We start from the raw sequence: 18171 nt of genomic DNA, 5'->3' as shown, positions 1-18171 counted from the left end.
GGTCGTTGTCGGGGCGCACCGTGCCGAGGCCGGCTTTGTCCCAGGCCGCGATCTCAGCCGGGCCCGAGCGGACATCAGCGTTCGTGCGATTGATGTAGATACTTCGCCCACCGTGGAGGTGGACCACCTTGCCGTATCCGGGCCACGCCGCTTCTGGGGTCATAAGCTTGAGCCCGAGCGCTTCGCAGACGCGCATGAGCGGCGCGACCTGCGACTGCGGTGTTCCGGCGGGTATGGCGTCAGTCATGAGGTGCTCTCCAGGTTCGATCGGTTCGACTGTAGTTCGAGTCTGTCCGGCAGTCTCTCGGGAGCCCGGGGTGTGAGCGCCCGATGCCGGAACGCGGCCAGCGAGGAAGTCCTGCACCGCCGCCCAAGGCCCCGAAGTCAGCTGCGGTGAGATCGGTGCCGGATCGACGATCACACCCCTGGCCGTGCGTACCTCTGGCGGGAGCTGCCAGAGTCCTGGGCGTTTGACGACGACATAGCGTTCTCCGCAGGCGGCCAGAGGCAGGACGGCGTCGATGAGCCAGCGCCGGATGAAGGCCGACGTGGGCAGCAACCTGACCAAGCGCTGGTTGTCGGGCTCCGCGCTGATTCTGGGACTCCGATACGGCGAGGCGTTGACCCAGACCGCGTCACCGCGGTAGACGAGGGGCCCGTAGTTCACGCGGTCGTAGTACGGGGACACGTTCGACCAGTCCGCATTCTCCGGATCCCGAATGCGTCCCAGATACCAGTCGAACGCCTCGGCATCGGGGAACTCCTCGGGTGTCGCCGTATTGCTGTAGCCGCCGTTGGCGCCGAGGATGACGACCTTTGCCGAGGTCACCGGGCCAAGGTAGGGGCAGGTCGGGTAGTCCAGGTTGAACGAGTGCTGCCCCGCCAGAACAACCCGGTCGTCCGGATGGGTCCAGTGGCCCGTTGATTCATCCCGTCCGAATCGCGCCCAGTACTCGACGATGTCGCTCACCTGCACGGCCGGCCTCCTCGCTCGAGATAGGGCTATCGCCTGAGGATCGCCCCCGGCGTCACTCCTGTGCGTCCCCGCGCTGCCGTAGCCATCATGGTCAGTGTTCGGCCACCGACGGTGCCCATGTCACCCAATTCCCCAACCTGACACGACACGTCCGAGGGCCCGCCGTGGCAGTGCCCGCCTATGCTCACCAGATAGCCCCGAATCGGCTGGCCGCCGTTCCGCGCCATGCACTGAGGCGGAACGACTATCAACCCCACTTACCCAGTTCGTCTCGCGCCCGTCCAGTAGCCTCGCCACTCCCGCTGGACGACGGTGCGGCACGATCGCGAGGGCGCCAGGGCTCACAGCCCCAGGTGTCGGCTCGACGTGGTCTGCATCTGCGTGATCGGTCGGATGTGGGAGTTCACGAGGGTAGCGAGGTCGCGGTGGCGGCTCTGCGCGGCGATGCGGTCCAGCGGCACTCCGGCCATCGCAGCGGAGGTGGCGTGGCCGGCGCGAAGGGAGTGGGCGACGACCCGGTCGCCGGTGAATCCGACGGCGCGGGCGCGGGTCTTGACGATCCGCACCACCGACGCGGCGTTGATCGGTTCGGCGTCGGCGGTGCCGTTGGCGTGCACACGGGTGAACAGGTGCTCGGCGTCAACTGGACGGACGCGGTGCCATGCGTCGAGCGCCGCAAGGGGGTGAGAGTCGGGCCATCGGCCTTGCGCGATGGCGATGGTACGGCAGACGCCGTGGGGGTCGCCTTTGGAGCGGCGCACGTTGACCATGATCCCGCCCGCAGCGGGGGTGATGTCCCCCACCTCAAGCGCGGCGAGCTCGCACCGTCGCATGGCCGAGGCGAAGCCGAGCATGATGATCGCGGCGGCGTGTTTGCCGATCGCGGTGGCGCGATCGATGGCGGCGAGGAAGTCGCGGATGTCCTCGACCAGAAGGGGCGTGCGCGGCGGCAGGGTGCGACGCCGAGGATGCGCCGCAATCCTCGGCGGACGCGCGTGACCAGCTCGCTGGTGGTGGGGTCCTCCTGGCCTGCGATTCCGTGCCGGTGGGCGAGGGTGCAGGTAACCATGCCACTGGTCAGACCGCGCTCGGCCTGGTGGGTGATGTACGCGCAGACGACCTCGGGTGCGGCTGGCAGCGCGGTGAACCCACGCTCACCGCAGTAGCGCTCGAACCCTCGCCAAGCTGAGGCGTAGGTCGTCAGCGTCGCGGGCGGGTGGTGCGCCTCGAGCGCGGTGTCGATCCGCGCCACGTCCGCCGGCGTGAGCCCCGCCGGGCGGGCTCGTGGTGCGCCGCCTGCCGTCTGCCAAGGAGTCATGCAGCCAGGCTGGCAGGGCGAGCGTGATCATCACGAAGGCAACAACTCTCCGACGTAGACCCCCCGACCGAAGAGACCAAGGAAGTCAGTCGGCTACTCACCTGATCGGCTACGTCGCATCGATCGCTCATCGGGTAGGTCTACCCCTCGAGTCGCGCTCCGTCGCAACGAGTAAGCACTGCACTAGCTGCGCGTATCAAGACGAACCGTGGCGCACCGGCGCGGATGCCTCCCTGCTGCGGCGGTCTGACGGACAGTTTCGCGTCAGCCGCTCTCGACGTCGCCGCGCTGTTCTGTGACCGCGGCCATCCTCCGAGCGACCATCTGGAGGACGGCCTCGTCGAACGGTGGGATCTCCTCGTGGATCCACTCCGTGTCTACGCGGCGGTCGTCGGCATACCGAGCTCGCCCGCTCTCGACCGCGTCGTGGTTCGAGGTGTTCACGAAGGTCTGCTCGCCCTCGATCATGGTGCCGGAGGATTCGATGATTTCCTCACGTCCGACGTAGTCGAAGAGGTCCGCGAGGACCTCGAACGGGATGCCGTGCAGGTGCTTTCCGCGGTCGAGGTCCGAGACGAAGACGACGCTGGTCGTTGCGTCCTCCTCGAGGTAGATCTGGAAGACGAAGCTGTGGATGACCTGGTTGCACAACCTTCCGACTTCCAGGTCGTTCCTCATCCCCTTCTGGAGGTCGTAGAACTGCTCCGGATCGAACCGATCGAGCACCATCGGCTTTCGTCCGACCAGCGGATACTGCACGGTCGGGATGCGCTTGGACAGGAGCTTCGAGGAGGACTTGGCCGAGTCGATGAGGCGGCGGATCGAGTACGCGCTCATCATGATGTCGCGCTCGGCGAGGAAGTATGTCCGCTCAGTCCAACGCTCCTGGGTATTCCACCGCCGAAGTCTGAGCGATGACTTGAGGAGTTCGTCCCTCCACGGAACCGAGTCACCGATCATGGCGAGATTCTCTCAGGCGCGACTCTTACCCAAAGCAGCAAAGGATCGCTCGATGCTCAGTAGTCGAAGAACGGCGCGCCGCGATGTCGGACCGTCGCGATACGGTCACCCATATAGTGGCACCCAGTCGCGAAGAAGGGGGCAGAGTGGCCGAACCGTCAGTCCGTGCGCGCACAGTGCTTGGAATCGCAGATGCGCCCGGCGACCCGTTGGTGGCGTTGGACTGGGTCGGCAAGTTCGTCGCGCTCGGCTCCTTGCTCCGGCGCCATCTCGCCAGGCTTGACGATCGACAGTTGGTCGTCGCGCTTTCGGTTCCGCGCCGCGACTACGTAGCCGCCCTCGTCGGGTCGGGCTGGATGCTTTCGAAGCCCGCTCCGGTACTCGCTAGCCCGCTAGAAGTCTTTGAGACCTCAGATCGCCTGACGTGTTTGCGAGCGGTCACCGATGAGCAGATCATTACGGGCCCATTCATCAAGCTTGAGGAACACCCCAGTGGCACTCGAGTCCTTACGGGCGGCAAACGCCTGCCGGTGGAGCGCTTTCGAGCGGTGGCTCCTGTCGAGTCAGCGACGGTGTCCATCTGCTCTGAAACTCCACCGGCGGGTTACCTCGCAGAACTCACTGGCGCCGCTGCCGCATGGCTGGCCAGACTAGCCGCGCCGCCAATGGACCTGGCGTTGGTCGGGACCCGCACATGGCTACAGGCTGATCTCGAAGCTCTCATTGGCGACGGAGCGAGTGCGGGTGCGATCGGAACGGCACTCGGTACATACGTACTCCCATGTGGTCCAGATGCGGCAACCTGGTCGACGCCGATCATTTCGGCGCCGCGACTGGGTGAAGGAGAGGCACTTCCCGACTCGTGCTTGGCCGCTGTACTGGATCGCTACGGTGCGATCAAGTACCTCAACGAAGTCTCGGTGCCCATCGTTGTCTGCGTTGTTGATCGCTCCGTGGCCAGCGAGTCGGCTGCAGAAACGGTCATCGAAGCTCGTCACAACAACAGTCAGCCGGTGTCGCTTCACGACGAACTCCGATGGCGCCCGCCTGCAGGAGTTGAAGCCATAGCCTTCACGGTAGCCCGATGAGTCGGGTACACGATGTCGCACGACGGTACGACGCCTCGGCTTCGCTAGTGCAGAACGGTGTATCGATATTCGCGGTCGGTGATCCGGCTGGCGCTCAGTTGAACGCGGCAATCCGACGCTGCCTGTTCGTACTCGGAGATGAACGCAGCGAGGTCTGGGACGACGTCCTTCGGGCGGCGAACGTGCTGCGCTGGCGCCGCATGACACAGCCGCAGCCTAGGCAATTCCAGGTACAGCAATCCTTGATCGATGAGCTCGTCCGCCGGGCCCAGCGGCTACGCAACCTCGTCGCTGAAGGGTCGCTACTTGATCAGATCGCCGAGGCGGCCCAGGCCATCGGAGAGACAGACTGTCCGACCGGCGATGTCCTGCTCGAGTCGATCGATGAAGTGGGACCGGACCAGTGCATTGTCGTCGCGAGCAATGGCACCGCTCGTGCAGGCCTTCAACGATGGCTCGACCAAGTCGGGTCTGAGGTCGTAGTCGCGAGCCAGCTCGACAAGGTCGCACCATCTATCGACATCAGCTACGTCATTGCGCCGCCGACCTTCGTCTCGACTTCTGTTGTAACCGCGCCCGCGACTCCGGAAGTCACATTCATCATGCCGACATGGTTCCGCAATCGTTCGGTCCCGTCATCATCGCTCGGCGCCCACGCCGAAGGACCCATCGTCGTCCACTCGACCGTGCACCAGATCGGCGACATCGCCGAACCTAGCAGCGCGGAGGTCGACGATGAAGCGATCACAGATTTCTACTTCCCAGAGCCCGCGTGGGGCACGCGCACATCCGGGGATCGGGAGCCCAATAGCGAAGAGGTGGAGGCGCGAAAGATTCTGCTTGCAGGGGGGCAGGGCCTGTGGCTCGACGACGGTGAACGGATCCGTTCGCTCGACCCACGTCAGCCGGAGGGTGCCCGGGTCGCGTATGAAGCCGTCCCAGACGTTGTCCCAGGAACGTACTTGGTTCTCCGCGAAGGCGAGTCCGAACGTGGGGTCATGTACGACCGGGCGATCGCCGCACTAGGCACCGCGGCACCAGGCATAGTCGCGACTCAAGCACACTGGAAGGGTCTCCTGCAGGCACGTCTGAAACGATTGGGATACCGGCGAGCAATGGCGGACCTTGAAGAGCTCGGCGTACGTTCGAGCGGTCAAGTCCGGGCCTGGGCCGGGCCACTTCTGATCTGCCCTCAGCGCGACGCCGACTTTGGCTTGCTTCTTGAATGGCTCGGCGCGCCATCGCAGCCGACCCACGGCAATGCGATCTCACTTCGGCGGGCGGTTTACAGGGCGAGCGCTGATCTTCGCAAGGAGCTCGAGGCGGCGGTTGGGCGCGCCGACCTCGTTGCGCTTGAACGCGATGGCATCCTGCATCTGGATCTGCCCAGCGAAGGTATCCGGGGGATGATCGTCGCCCGGGTGCTCGCCAAGGCACCCTTCACCGAAATCGTCGGTCGGCATCAAGTGAGGGTGCCTTTCAAAGATCGGAGTGCTGAGTGGCTCGACTGATACCACCGCTCTTTCCGGAAGATGCGGCGCCAGGCGAAAAGGCGGTGTATCGGGCGCTCGCTAAGGACCGGACGACTGATGATTGGATCGTTCTGCACTCGCTGAACATTGCCGAGCATGTCCGCAACCCAGAGGGCGAGGCGGACTTCGTCGTCATCGCCCCCAACCTCGGCGTCTTGGTGATCGAGGTGAAGTCACATGAGCACTTCTCCTTCGATCACGGGGTCTGGAAGCTCGGCAACCAGGCACCGACTGCACGTGGCCCGTTCAAGCAGGCCAGCGAAGCGATGTACTCGATTCGCGAAGACTTGCTGAAGAAGAAGGTCGATCTCCGGTCGATCCCGACCTTGAGCGCCGCCTGGTTCACTGCGACCCGCGCCCGGACGATGCTGAAACCTACGAACGAGTGGTCCGAGTGGCAGGTGCTTGATTCGGAGGACTTGAAGAAGGACCCCATTGGCGCGATACGTCGCGCCTTCGCCGGCGGCGTCGCCAACCTCGACGCTACTTTCAGAGGGTTCTCCGATCGCGGCGTAGGACCCGACCTTTCAATGGCAGCGCGGCTAGCGTCACTCCTTCGACCGAACTTCGAGTTTGGTGTTGTGGCCGGGGATATCCGGTCTGCTCGTGAGCATCAACTCGTTCACTTCGTTGAGGAGCAATTCCTCGCCCTCGACGCGATGTCCGACAACAAGAGCGTGCTCTTCACCGGCCCGGCAGGCTCGGGCAAGACCCTTCTCGCCATGGAAGCCGCGCGGCGCGAGCTTGCCCTCAAACGTACGGGGAGCCTCGTGTGCTTCAACAAGTTGCTCGCACGACGCCTCATGGTCGACATGGGCGACCCGCATTTGTCGGTGGGCACTTTCCACAGCCAGCTCTTGGCACTAACGGGAATCAAGGCGCCTTCGACCGCCGGGGATCGGTTCTGGACTAGGGAGCTTCCCGATCGGGCGGTCGAGGCACTTCTGGAGCGGGGTGAGCCGCCGGCCGACTTCCTGATCATCGATGAGATTCAGGACCTCTTGACGGACGCGTACCTCGACGTGTTCGACTTCATGGTCAAGGGCGGATTGTCCGGAGGCCGCGTTCTGATGTTTGGCGACTTCGAGCGCCAGGCCATCTACGACGACGGCCGCGGCCGCGCGCTGCTCGAGGCGCGCATGCCCCACCTTCCCTCCCACCGACTCACGATGAACTGTCGGAACCTGCCGAGGATTGGAACCAGCGTGAACTTCTTCAGCGGGCTCACCCCCGGCTACCGGAAGTTCCGACGGGACGACGACGGCACCAACCCAGTCTTCTTGAAGTATGCACGCGGAGCGGACCAGTCAGCGTTGCTGAGGAAGGCAATTGAAGGCTTGCGGGAAGAGAAGTTCGACCTCAGCGAGATCGTCGTGCTGAGCCCACTCGGAAGTGGTTCAACTGCCGCGACGACCACTGACCCGTGGTTGCGGAACGTGCTTGTCCAAGCCGACGACGGCACCGCCAAGAGGGGCAAGATTCGTTTCTCCTCGATACAGGCATTCAAAGGCCTCGAGGCGCCAGCCATCGTCGTGACAGATCTCGATCGGAGGAACGTGCCCAACTTTGAGTCAGTCCTCTATGTCGGTCTCACGCGTGCCACCGATCGCCTCTACGGTGTCATCGAGGAAACCACAGGACTTGCAGGGATGGCAGGGAACCCATGAGCGGCGTAGAGGCACGGGACATTGTTGAGGCGGCAGTCCGGCGCGAACTCTTCGGGCCTCCCGACGGCGAGGCACCCAACGGCACCCCTGTCAACTGCTCCGGGCCGACTCTCACCTTTCGAGCGAAGGATGAGACTCACGGCCAGTTCCACGATCGCGACACGCTCGAAGAGGTGCTGACACGCTCCGATCCGCTGCGCCGCTATGGCGTCGGCATTCTCCATAGCGGTGGCACGCCGACCGGCGGACTGGCGTCCGAGGGAGACGACTCCGCCATCATTCCAGGTCTAGCGGAGAGTGACGAGAACCCCCAACCCCCGCCTACGGAAGTGAGAGGGCCACGTCGGCAGGATCAACCGGACTCCGACGATTTCGACCTGTCCGATGCGAACCGACGGAAGCCGGCCGCTATGGCAATTTCCTTCAAGGTGCGCGTCGAAGATGGCGCCGAACTCGACATCCGTGTCACCGGCGCCTACTACGACCGCATCAATGTCACCGCACCAGAGACGCCCCCGCTCACTTGGTGGGTGCGTCGTCCATTCGTGCTCGATACGGTTGCGTCAGCAGAGGTGCTGCGCCGGGATCGGAAGCGCTCAGCATTGTCGACGACTGCTGTAACAGACGACGCCAGGGTTGAGCCTCGCATTAGGCCGAGCGTGTCGGTATTCACTCGCTCGGTGCCCGGAGAGGCGGATCCTGAACTGCGCTTGGTCACGCTCGCAGTCGTCAACGACACAGTTGGCACAGGACCGGGTAACGCGTTCTTTCAAGTGGCGTTCTCCGCCACCGTATCGGCGGGACTCTCGATCGAGCCGTACCCGGCCGTCGAGCAAAGGGACAGCGACGCAGAGGAAGAGTCGATCGCCCTTCTCTACCGTTACCAACGCACGTTTGCGATCGGCCATGGATGCGCGGCCACATGGGACCACCCGGCCGACGAGGATGGAGACCCAACTGTCGCGTTCGTCAATGCGGACGCACTTCCCGCTTACGAAGTCACCAGCCTGACACCCGACGTCTTTGAGGAACACGCAGACGGGACCCGCACCGCGGTCAGCGTGAGCATGCAGGCGCTCGCCGAGACGACACCCGAGGGATACGCCCAGGTTGAGAAAGTCATCGAGCTCTACGCCCAGTGGATCAGCGACCGGCACGCGTCGATCGATGATCTACCGACGCGATTCCACGATGCCGCACGGGGACATATGACGAAGTGTGCTGAGGCTCTCGCAAGGATGCAGGAGGGTTGGCACCTCGTACAAAACGACGCCCTCGCCGCCCGAGCCTTCCAACTCGCCAACTACGCGATGCTTTACCAACAGGTCAGATCGCGACTCGCGACACGAGATCTCATCAAGGACAAGCAGGGCGTCTATCGACCCGACGGCGCCCACCCCGCGGCCAAGCCCGATCCGGCTGGGGGCCGGTGGCGCGCGTTCCAGATCGCGTTCATCCTGGCGAGCCTGCCCGAACTCGTCGACCCGACCCACGAGAAGCGCCAGCTAGTCGACCTGATCTTCTTTCCGACTGGTGGCGGTAAGACAGAGGCGTACCTCGGAGCATCGGCAATCTCGCTGCTCGCCAGGCGACTCCGGAATCCCGACGACGCCGGCACCGACACGCTCATGCGTTACACGCTTAGGTTGCTGACGGCTCAGCAGTTTCTCCGTGCCTCCTCCCTGATCTGCGTGCTGGAGGACGTCCGTTCCGGCATAGAGAACGAGCTGGGTTCGGCACCGTTTGGCATCGGCGTATGGTTGGGCGGTGACTCGACGCCCAACCGTTGGACTGCGGCTGAGCGCGCACTAGGGGATCTTCGACGCGACTCCCGAGCATCAAACAAGTTCCTGCTCCTCAAGTGCCCGTGGTGCGGTACGCGGATGGGACCCGTCAGCAAGCCGCGCGGGCAGGACACCCCAGGCTACGTATGGTCGGGAGGTCGGTTTCTCTTCCGGTGCCAAGACGAGGCATGCCGGTTCAGCGGTCGAGCGGGCCTGCCCGTCCACGTAGTCGACGAGGACATCTACGAGTCGCGTCCTTCCATCGTGATCGGCACCGTCGACAAGTTCGCGACGATGGCATGGCAACCGGCCGCGCGAACAATGTTCGGGCTCGGCGAACACGGCGAACGCATCTACTCTCCGCCAGGCTTGATCATCCAAGACGAGCTTCACCTCATCTCGGGACCACTGGGCTCGATGGTCGGCCTTTACGAACCGATGATCGATGACCTCACGACCGATCGTCGAGTCGAGCCGCCGATCCCCGCCAAGATCATCGCGTCGACCGCTACCGTACGCCGCTACGAGGATCAGATCCTCGCGCTATTCGGACGCAAGGATGTCGCACTGTTCCCGCCCCACGGGCTTGAGGAGGGCCGATCCTTCTTCGCCGAACCGGCACGTCTCCCAGATGGGGAACGCGCACCGGGGCGGCGCTACTTGGGTGTCATGAGCCCCTCGCTCGGCTCAACGCAGACGGTTCAGGCACGGGTCGCCGCTGCGACGCTCCAAGCCGGTCCGCAGATCCCGGAGCCAGCTGATCGAGATGGGTATTGGACGAACCTCAACTTCCTGAACAGCCTTCGAGAGCTCGGAAACACGCTGTCATTGCTGGACTCCGACGTTCCTGACTACTTGGTGGGTCTTCAGCGGCGCGACGGGATCACGCCGCGCTACCCCCGCAACAAGATGGAGCTCACGTCGCGTCGCCGCAGCGACGAAATCCCGAAAGCAATCGAGGAACTCGAGTTCCGGCTCCCGCATCCGGAGTGTGCGGATGGCGCGAAGTGCGTCAGCACGGGTTCGTGTCCCGAGAACGCGAAGTGTGTTGACATTTGCCTTGCCTCGAACATCATCGAAGTTGGAGTTGACATTGACCGGCTCGGCCTCATGACGATCGTCGGTCAGCCGAAGACGACGGCGCAATACATCCAGGTGAGTGGCCGAGTCGGGCGCAACGTGAAGACGCCTGGGCTCGTCATCACGATCTATGGGGCCGCGAAGCCTCGCGACCGCAGTCATTACGAGCGGTTCCGCACCTATCACCAACAGCTGTATGCGCAGGTGGAGCCCACCTCGGTTACGCCCTTCGCCGAGCCAGTCCTCAAGCGAGCGCTCCACGCCGCCGCGATCTCGCGGATGCGTCAACTCAACCCGACTCTCGAACCAAGCCCGTTCCCACGAGCCGAGTTTGACGAGTCAATGGCGCTACTTCGCGCCAGAGCCGCGATTGTCGACGATGAGGAACTACCGGTGTTCGACCAATGGGTGGCCGAACGATCTCGGCAATGGTCGAAGGGCGAGCGCACGGCCTGGGCGACAGCGACCTACTTCAATGGCGATCCCCTGCAGGGCTTGATGCGTCCAGCCGGCGATCTGGCCGATCCCGGCAACAAAAACATCACCTGGGAAACGCCGATGAGCATGCGAAGCGTCGACGCAGAGTGCCAGATCTCCGTCACGCTCGACTACATCGACGACGATCTAGAAGAGCCGGAGGTAATGGCATGACATCAGGGAACATGCGCCGATCCCAACTTGTGTCGCCATTCGGCGTCGGGGCGATGAGTGTGCTCGTTGACGGTACGTCGGTGATCACGGCGGGGCTGGATCACTGGTTCCCGCGCAACAATCCTGACCTCGCGCTGGAAGAGTTTCGAGTCAACGACTGGCGTCTCGAGGCACGGCTGAATGTCAACGAGTTCCGTCTGCCACCGGACTACCGCGCGGGATCTCCTGAGGACCACCGCAACGAGAAGCTGAGCGTGCCCGCATTGCGCTTCCCTGGCTACTCGTTCTGTATGTATTGCAAGCGCCTCAAGAAAGCTCCGCTCAGCTTCCAGGATTCGGTCCGCTGCGACGAACCGGCCTGCGTGGGGAAACGGCAGCGAGGACCCAAGATGTCCCAGGTGCCCTTCGTGGCGATCTGCGCTAAGGGTCACCTGGATGACTTTCCCTTCAGCGAGTGGGTGCATCGCTCAAGCAGCCCGAGCTGCACTGGCGTGCTCCGCCTGTTTTCGACAGGTGGAGGCGGTCTCGAAGGACAGGTGGTCCGCTGCGGCTATGACGCACAGAACAAGCGCGATGCGCGCAAGGGATGTGGAGCTACGCGGTCCCTACAAGGCATCACCACGGGTGGAGTGAAAGGCGAGTCTGGCGACGACACCACCTTCGTGACGCAATATCTCGTCGGCCGCTCGGAACCGTACCTGTGTACCGGTGCACGGCCGTGGCTTCACGAGATGGCCGGCGCGTGTGACCAACCGATTCAAGGTGCGCTCCGCGCCAGCGGCAACGTCTACTTCCCATATGTGGAGTCATCGATCTTCATCCCGCAGAAGGTGGGAGCAGTCAGCGGTGCGATGCGAGACCTGATGAAGCGAGCTGACGTCGAACCGGTCATGACGTTGCTCTTCACGATGCTCGGCAAGAACGCAACTGTGGCGCACATCCGAAACGCCACCCGCGGCGTTGGAGACCTCTTCGATCAGTACCCTGACGAAGAGTTGCTCGCCGCGTACCACGACCGATTCGGCATCGGCTCGCCCGCCGCAGACGGCGACGACGAAGACGAGTCAGACGACCTCGACATCTGGCGCTATCCCGAGTTCAAGCTCCTACGAGAAACGCCGCAGGACGACGAGCTGCGCGGTTCGGATCCCGGTGTCCACAGCGCTATCGCAGGGCACGTTGATCGAGTGCGGAGTGTCACGGTACTGCGCGAAACGCGCGTGCTCCGGGGGTTCGCGCGCGGTCGCGACAACTCCCTCAAAATCGCTGACGGAAAAGCCTTGCTTCGTCGTCGCCCCCTACCTCCAGAAAGGGATTGGCTGCCGGCCTACGTGGTCAAGGGCGAGGGGATCTACTTCGAACTCGACCACGAGCGCCTCGCTGCGTGGGAAGCGCGCGTCGAGGTCCAGGCGCGGGCCGATCTCATTTCCAAGCAGTACGGACAAGTCATCACCGATCGCGGCGGCAGCGCTAGGGACGTCTCGCCGCGACTCGTCATGCTGCACACACTCGCGCACCTGCTGATCAACGAACTCGTCTTCACCTGTGGTTACAGTTCAGCCTCACTTCGCGAGCGTCTCTACGTGTCGCGTGACGACGGTCGGGACATGGGAGGCGTCTTGATCTACACGGCTGCCGGAGATTCCGAAGGCACTATGGGCGGGCTCGTGCGCATGTCACGGCCAGAGCGTCTGAAGCCTGTTTTCGCAGCCGCACTTGGTGACGCGCACTGGTGTTCAACGGACCCCGTCTGCATGGATGCCGGCGAGCGAGGCCAGGGGCCAGACTCGTGCAATCTCGCGGCCTGCCATGGCTGTGCGCTGCTACCAGAGACGAGCTGCGAGGAGTTCAACAGGTTCCTCGACCGGGGCCTTGTCATTGGCACCTTCGACGATCCGAGCCTCGGCTACTTCTCTGACTTGACTTGAGTGCGGTCACACGGCGCTGGTGCTCTCTTTGAGCTTCGCGAAGGAGAGCACGTCGGCTGGACGTCCACCGCCAAGGCCGCCACTGCAGAAAGGCGCACTACAGCGACGGGATCGGCGCCACGGCGAGCACTGTCGAATGGCATCAGGGATGCGTCAGCGATGCCGGGGGCGCGAGGTCTTTGGCCACACGCTCGACCTCAACGTATGTCGCGGGCGGCACTGATTGCATCAAGGACGGACTTCCGCTGTTCCGGTGGCACAGCCAGGAACGCTGACCAGGCGCGATCAAGATCGGTCGTGCCTCGGCGCCCCCGCTCCATCCACCGCGTGATCCGCTTCTGATCGTGCACGTCCAGTGCACGAATCGCCTCGACCGCGTCAGCGACAGAAATCGGTTCGGAACCACGCCCCGACCTGCACCGCTTGCACTCGGTCACAAGGGCAAGCTCTTCCGTTCCATCAGGATGCCGGACTAGTCGGCGCGAGACGCCGAGCACTGCGGTGAGGACGGCATCGTCCGGATAGGTCTCGCCGCCGGCGATCCCGCAGAGAGTGCACATGTAGCTGTCTCGAGCGAGCACTGCCTGTCGGTCCTTGGTCGAGATTGCCTTCTGTGGCGCTGCATCGCGCCGCGCCTTGGAGTCCCAGACTGGCACGCCCGCCCGAACAAATCGCTGGTCCTCAGTGGTGAGGCGCGCGTCCTCAGTATTCGAGTACACCACCCATCCGAAGTCACGAAGATCGCGGATCCGCCGGTCTATCTGGGAGACGCCAGGAAACGCTTCGCGCAATTGGTTCTTTGTGAAGGTGTTTCCCTCACCGACAACCTGGAGCAGCCAAAGAGCACCTCGGATCATCGACCCCCCGTCGGTCACGTCCCATCGGGGCATTTGTGTAGTCATGCCGTATTCCTCCGATTCGCGCGCCCCGTCGATTCTGCGTGTTGGCATTGGATGTCAGAGCCTCGTGCAAAACTCTTTCATACTCGGGCACGTCGCCTGAGCATTGGTCAAGCGAGTCACTGAGGGGAACGAGAACATGGCCGATTTTGGCATGCCGCCGAAGGGCGATGAGATCCGGGAGCTGATCACCCAGCGTCTCAAGCACGCGATGACCGAGGCGGGCGCCAAGGTCACAGTCGACTGGCGCGGCGAGCCCAGGCATCTCTATGTGATCTCGATGCCGGTGGACTTGCTGTACTTCAACCCGGACACTCACCGCATCCGTGCCCAGCGGACTCTGGACCCGGTGCGAAACCAGGCCATTGACGCGGACCCGTGGGGCGAGGACGCTCAGACCTACTTGCACGACCTATTGCGCCAGCGGCCGGCCAACCCCGACCAAGTCGACCCCGACTTCACCGCCCTCAAGGACGAACTGGACGACTCCGGTCAGCGCGAGCCGGGAATCGTGAGTCCTCACGGAATCCTTGTCGACGGGAATACGCGTGCCGCCGCGCTGCGCGACCTTGGCGTGCAGAACATCAAGGTTGGAGTTCTCCCCGATGACACGTCCCGCCTGGACATCAACAGCGTTGAACTGACGCTGCAGCTCCGTCAGGATCGCCGACGCGACTACTCCTACATCAACCGGTTGATCGCGATCGACGAGGAGCTCAGCCGGGGGCGCACCGAGGCTGACGTCGCGAAGGACTTCAATATCAAGCCCGCGACGCTGCAGCGAGATAGGTGGGTCTACGGGCTGATTCTCGACGCAATCGATCGGAGCAAGACGACCGACGGCGCCTCACTACGTCTAGTGGACTTTGAGCAGCACCAGGAGAAGCTGCGTGAGCTTCACCGTGATTACTCGAACCTTGCGAAGTCCAACCCGGACGCCGCCACGCGCCTCAAGCAGTCCCGGCTCGCGATGGTGTTGCTGGACTACCCCAAGACCTCCCTACGCCTCGCCGAGGACGACTTCCACACGCGCTACCTGGACCCGCGGCTTCCCGAGGACCTCAAGCCGACGCCGGCGAGTGCAACAGCGGTCTCCGTCCCCGGCCTGCCAGGAGTGACGATGCCCGGTATCAGCAGCGATTCAGCGGCCGCGGAGGCCTTGACCGACAGATTGCTTCGTGCCAAGGCCGTCGCCCACAGCGGCAGCATCTCTACCACGTCGGACGTCACGGCGGCCGCCGACGTCATGCGACGGGCGCGTGAAACCTTCGATGTCGCTGTCAAGATGGCTGGCCAGAACGCCGAATTGGTGAAACGCCAGACTGCCGTGCCCGAGCGACTTACCGACGCCGCCGAGTACGTCACGCAGTGCGCAAACGAGTTCGCTGAAGCCAAGGCGAAGCGAGCGCTGGACGAAGAGGCGTTCGACGACGCCTTGATCGTTCTGAGAGAGAGCCTCGCAGGACTCGCGCGTCAAGCAGGCCGTACCTTCACCGCACCAGGCGAGGGCGTGGCATGGCTGCTTGATACCGTCCGGGCAAAGTGATGAGTGAGAGCCACGCCACTCGCTCACTCTGGCTAGCCCTCGCCCCCGACGCCACGCGCGCACGGCTTCACAGCGCGGTCGGCCTCGAGGCTGACCTTCGCCGCCTGGCTCTCGGATTCCAGTCCAGTACGCAACGAGCGCCGACGATCGTCGAGGTCGACCTCGACGATCTACTCACCAATCTCTCGGTCCTAGGTGGATGGCCACATCAGGGCGACGGTGAGGTCGTCTGGGAAGCCGACTTGCGAGCGCTGGTGGTTGACTCCCTCAATGACGCTCACGCGGTATCGACTCGGCTCGAGGGACCAGAAGACCACGAGATCGCGACTTCCGTCGACTCTCTGCCCGAACGCCTAGGGCCCTCCTGGCAGGGCGACCTCACATCGTTCCAGGCACGGGATATCGCAAAGCTCCTCTCTCTGCGCCACGGAGCCAACTTCTCAGTTCCGGGAGCTGGAAAAACTCGCGTCGGCCTCGCTGTCTTTCAGGCCCTTCGTAACTCCGAGGGGCTGGAGCGCCTCTTGGTGGTGGGCCCCAAGTCCAGCTACAGCGCTTGGCAGTACGAGAACAGCGCCTGCCTCTCCCAGCCACTGTCGATGAGCGTTCTGGAAGGCAACCCCCCAGAAGGAGCCGACGCTCTGATCGTCAACTACGAGCGCTTGCCATCCATGGTGAACCCTCTCGGGCGATGGTTGGCGGAACGGCCCTCGATGATCCTTCTCGACGAGGCGCACCGTATGAAGTTGGGTGTCGAAGGCGCCTACGGCGCGGCGTGCCTCGCACTCGGACCTCGCGGCCGACGCCGCCTGATCCTCACCGGGACTCCCGCGCCCAACGGGGTCAAAGACCTCGAAAGCCTCTTCTCGTTCGTGTGGCCCGGCACGGGACGGCAAAGCATCGTGCGCGCGGTGGCGGGCGGTGACCTCGCCCAAGCGAGTCGGGCGCTCAAGTCGCTCTTCACTCGCACGACCAAGGGGGAGCTCGGTCTACCGCCAGTGGATACGACCATCCGACGCATTCCCCTGCCTCCGCTTCACGATGAGATCTACAAGGCATTGATCGGGCAGTTCTCAGCGCGTGCGGCGGGCGCGGAAGGTGATTTCCAGAGCCTTGGACGCATCCTCGTGTACATGCTCATGGCGGCAACCAGCCCCGCCTTGCTCTCGGTCGGCACGACCAGATACGAGCCCCTCGACTATCAGGTCCCGCCGCTGACAGTCCCCGAGAACTCTCCCCTCTTTCAGCTCATGCAAGACTTGCCTGCATACGAGATGTCACCCAAGTTTCAGGAAGTCCTCGCGATCGTCCGTGACAACGCCGCGCAAGGGCGCAAGACCCTCGTGTGGTCAACGTTCATCCGCAGCCTCAACACTCTCCAGCGCATTCTTGGACAGTTCCAGCCGGCACTGGTGCACGGCGGAACACCGGATCGGGAAAGCCAGATTGAGCGCTTTCGGCGTGACCCTGAGTGCATGGTCCTTCTGTCGAACCCAGCCACGCTCGGTGAGGGGATCAGCCTCCACCACGAGTGCCACGATGCGGTCTATGTTGATCGCGACTTCGCCGCCGGGCGTTTCTTGCAGAGCCTTGACCGCATTCACAGACTCGGTCTCGACCCAGACGTCAGAACCCGGATCACGGTGCTCGCATCAGAGGGAACAATCGACGAGGTTGTCGCCAGCCGGCTCGCGGCAAAGTTGAACTTCATGGGGGGCATCTTGGACGACCCCGCGGTCCAACAACTGTCTGACCTTTACGAGGAGCCCGCTATCGGCGAAGGGCTTGATCGCGGCGATCTTCAGGCGCTGATGGGGCACTTCAATGCGCCTTCCTCCTGAGCCCGTCCTCCTGGCCGCGACGCGGTGGCTCGACGTTCTTCCGTCCACCGGCGGTATCGCGCGCGCCCAAGCACTGCTGAATAGCCACGCCGGGTACAGCGACCTCACGCCGACACAATACGCAACCGCGCTCACTCTTATCAGGGAGCTTGGACTCTTGGATGGCCTTGAGAGCAAGGTTCCAGGGGCACTTCGGGTTCTGGGCGCGTTGTTCGAGCGCGGATCTCTGCCTTGGGTCGTGGACGCAGACACGCTCGTCCGGGACCCAAGTGAACTGCCAACCGATGTTCTTGGTGCAGGGGCGGCACTCGGCCTCGACGAGAACGTGGTGTTCGGGCTCCTCGTTTCGCGCTGGGGCAAAGTCGACACAGCCGCAAGAGAACGCATCGGCGCTGCGGGCGAAGCCGCACTTGTCAGGCTCCTGGAGTCGCGGACAAGTGGCCATGTCGAGCAAGTCTCACTGTGGTCCGACGGTTTCGGCTATGACATCGACATCGTTTCGGATGGTATCGAAGGCCATCTCGAGGTGAAGAGCACGACGCGGCGCAGTAGAACCGTGGTCTACCTCTCGCGGCACGAGTTTGAAGTCATGCTTCGCGATGCGCACTGGGCGCTGGTGTTGGTTCGCTTGAACTCGGAACTCGAAGCGGTCGGCGTCGGAGTCATACCGAGCAAGTGGATCATCGAACACGCACCCCGCGACGTGAGCGATCCCGTGAACTGGGCCTCGTGCAAGCTTGAAGTCCCACCCGACGCAGTCGAGGACGGGATTCCACAGTTGCGAGGCACCCTGACTAGTCCCCTGCCTCCCTGGATCTAGCCGACGACATCCATCAGCACCGCCGGAGCGAGACCGGGACGGTTATCCGACCGAGGACTCGCAAAGCGCCTTCGCGTCGTGGTG

The 18171-nt window shown here is 63.6% G+C and carries 12 protein-coding genes; 8 read left to right on the top strand and 4 right to left on the bottom strand.

What is annotated here, in order from left to right; genetic code table 11:
- The 3 genes from AOM09_RS14245 to AOM09_RS14235 all read right to left on the bottom strand — a co-directional run.
- The coding region (locus tag AOM09_RS14245) for a hypothetical protein (protein WP_156162393.1) at positions 1-976 on the bottom strand (976 nt) is incomplete at its 3' end.
- Between the two features lie 341 nt (positions 977-1317).
- Positions 1318-1896, bottom strand: coding sequence for a tyrosine-type recombinase/integrase (locus AOM09_RS14240; protein ID WP_228375162.1), 579 nt, complete (start codon positions 1894-1896; stop codon positions 1318-1320).
- A 662-nt stretch (positions 1897-2558) separates the two neighbouring features.
- Positions 2559-3254 carry a hypothetical protein gene (locus AOM09_RS14235; protein ID WP_062389949.1) on the bottom strand — a complete coding sequence of 232 codons (696 nt, stop codon included), beginning with the start codon at positions 3252-3254 and terminating at the stop codon, positions 2559-2561.
- A 146-nt stretch (positions 3255-3400) separates the two neighbouring features.
- On the opposite strand from AOM09_RS14235, the gene AOM09_RS15035 reads away from it, so the two are divergent.
- Genes AOM09_RS15035 through drmB form a run of 5 tightly spaced genes read left to right on the top strand, consistent with a single transcriptional unit; the run spans position 3401 to position 12984 of the window.
- A complete protein-coding gene (locus AOM09_RS15035) occupies positions 3401-4342 on the top strand; it encodes a hypothetical protein (protein WP_228375161.1) in 942 nt (313 codons plus the stop codon).
- A gap of 47 nt (positions 4343-4389) precedes the next feature.
- Positions 4390-5853, top strand: a complete 1464-nt coding sequence (locus AOM09_RS14230) for a DISARM anti-phage system protein DrmE domain-containing protein (protein WP_228375160.1) — start codon at positions 4390-4392, stop codon at positions 5851-5853.
- Entirely contained in the window at positions 5841-7541 is a 1701-nt protein-coding gene (locus tag AOM09_RS14225) for a nuclease-related domain-containing DEAD/DEAH box helicase (protein ID WP_082099274.1), read from the top strand. The genes AOM09_RS14230 and AOM09_RS14225 overlap by 13 nt, the downstream gene beginning before the upstream one ends.
- Positions 7538-11056 (top strand): helicase-related protein, encoded by a 3519-nt coding sequence (locus AOM09_RS14220; protein WP_062389944.1) that lies wholly within the window; start codon positions 7538-7540, stop codon positions 11054-11056. Before AOM09_RS14225 ends, AOM09_RS14220 begins: the two co-directional genes overlap by 4 nt.
- The gene (drmB, locus tag AOM09_RS14215) at positions 11053-12984 is read left to right on the top strand and encodes a DUF1998 domain-containing protein (RefSeq protein ID WP_062389941.1); all 1932 of its coding nucleotides are present in this window, start codon (positions 11053-11055) and stop codon (positions 12982-12984) included. The genes AOM09_RS14220 and drmB overlap by 4 nt, the downstream gene beginning before the upstream one ends.
- Before the next feature lie 197 nt (positions 12985-13181).
- Here drmB and AOM09_RS15030 read toward each other — a convergent pair whose 3' ends face one another.
- On the bottom strand, positions 13182-13886 hold the full coding sequence (locus AOM09_RS15030; RefSeq protein ID WP_228375159.1) for a KpnI family restriction enzyme N-terminal domain-containing protein: 705 nt from the start codon (positions 13884-13886) through the stop codon (positions 13182-13184).
- A 136-nt stretch (positions 13887-14022) separates the two neighbouring features.
- On the opposite strand from AOM09_RS15030, the gene AOM09_RS14210 reads away from it, so the two are divergent.
- From AOM09_RS14210 to AOM09_RS14200, 3 genes are read left to right on the top strand one after another with little or no spacing between them, the layout of a single operon-like run.
- Positions 14023-15429 carry a ParB N-terminal domain-containing protein gene (locus tag AOM09_RS14210; protein WP_062389938.1) on the top strand — a complete coding sequence of 469 codons (1407 nt, stop codon included), beginning with the start codon at positions 14023-14025 and terminating at the stop codon, positions 15427-15429.
- Entirely contained in the window at positions 15429-17267 is a 1839-nt protein-coding gene (locus tag AOM09_RS14205; RefSeq protein ID WP_062389935.1) for a DEAD/DEAH box helicase, read from the top strand. Before AOM09_RS14210 ends, AOM09_RS14205 begins: the two co-directional genes overlap by 1 nt.
- Complete coding sequence (locus tag AOM09_RS14200; RefSeq protein ID WP_062389933.1) at positions 17251-18087, top strand: protein NO VEIN domain-containing protein; 837 nt, start codon at positions 17251-17253, stop codon at positions 18085-18087. The genes AOM09_RS14205 and AOM09_RS14200 overlap by 17 nt, the downstream gene beginning before the upstream one ends.
- Positions 18088-18171: the final 84 nt, after the last annotated feature.

Source organism: Demequina iriomotensis, assembly GCF_000971395.1.
Taxonomy (GTDB): domain Bacteria; phylum Actinomycetota; class Actinomycetes; order Actinomycetales; family Demequinaceae; genus Demequina; species Demequina iriomotensis.
The sequence above is the reverse complement of the archived record's forward strand: the minus strand, read 5'-3'. Positions and strand labels throughout refer to the sequence as shown.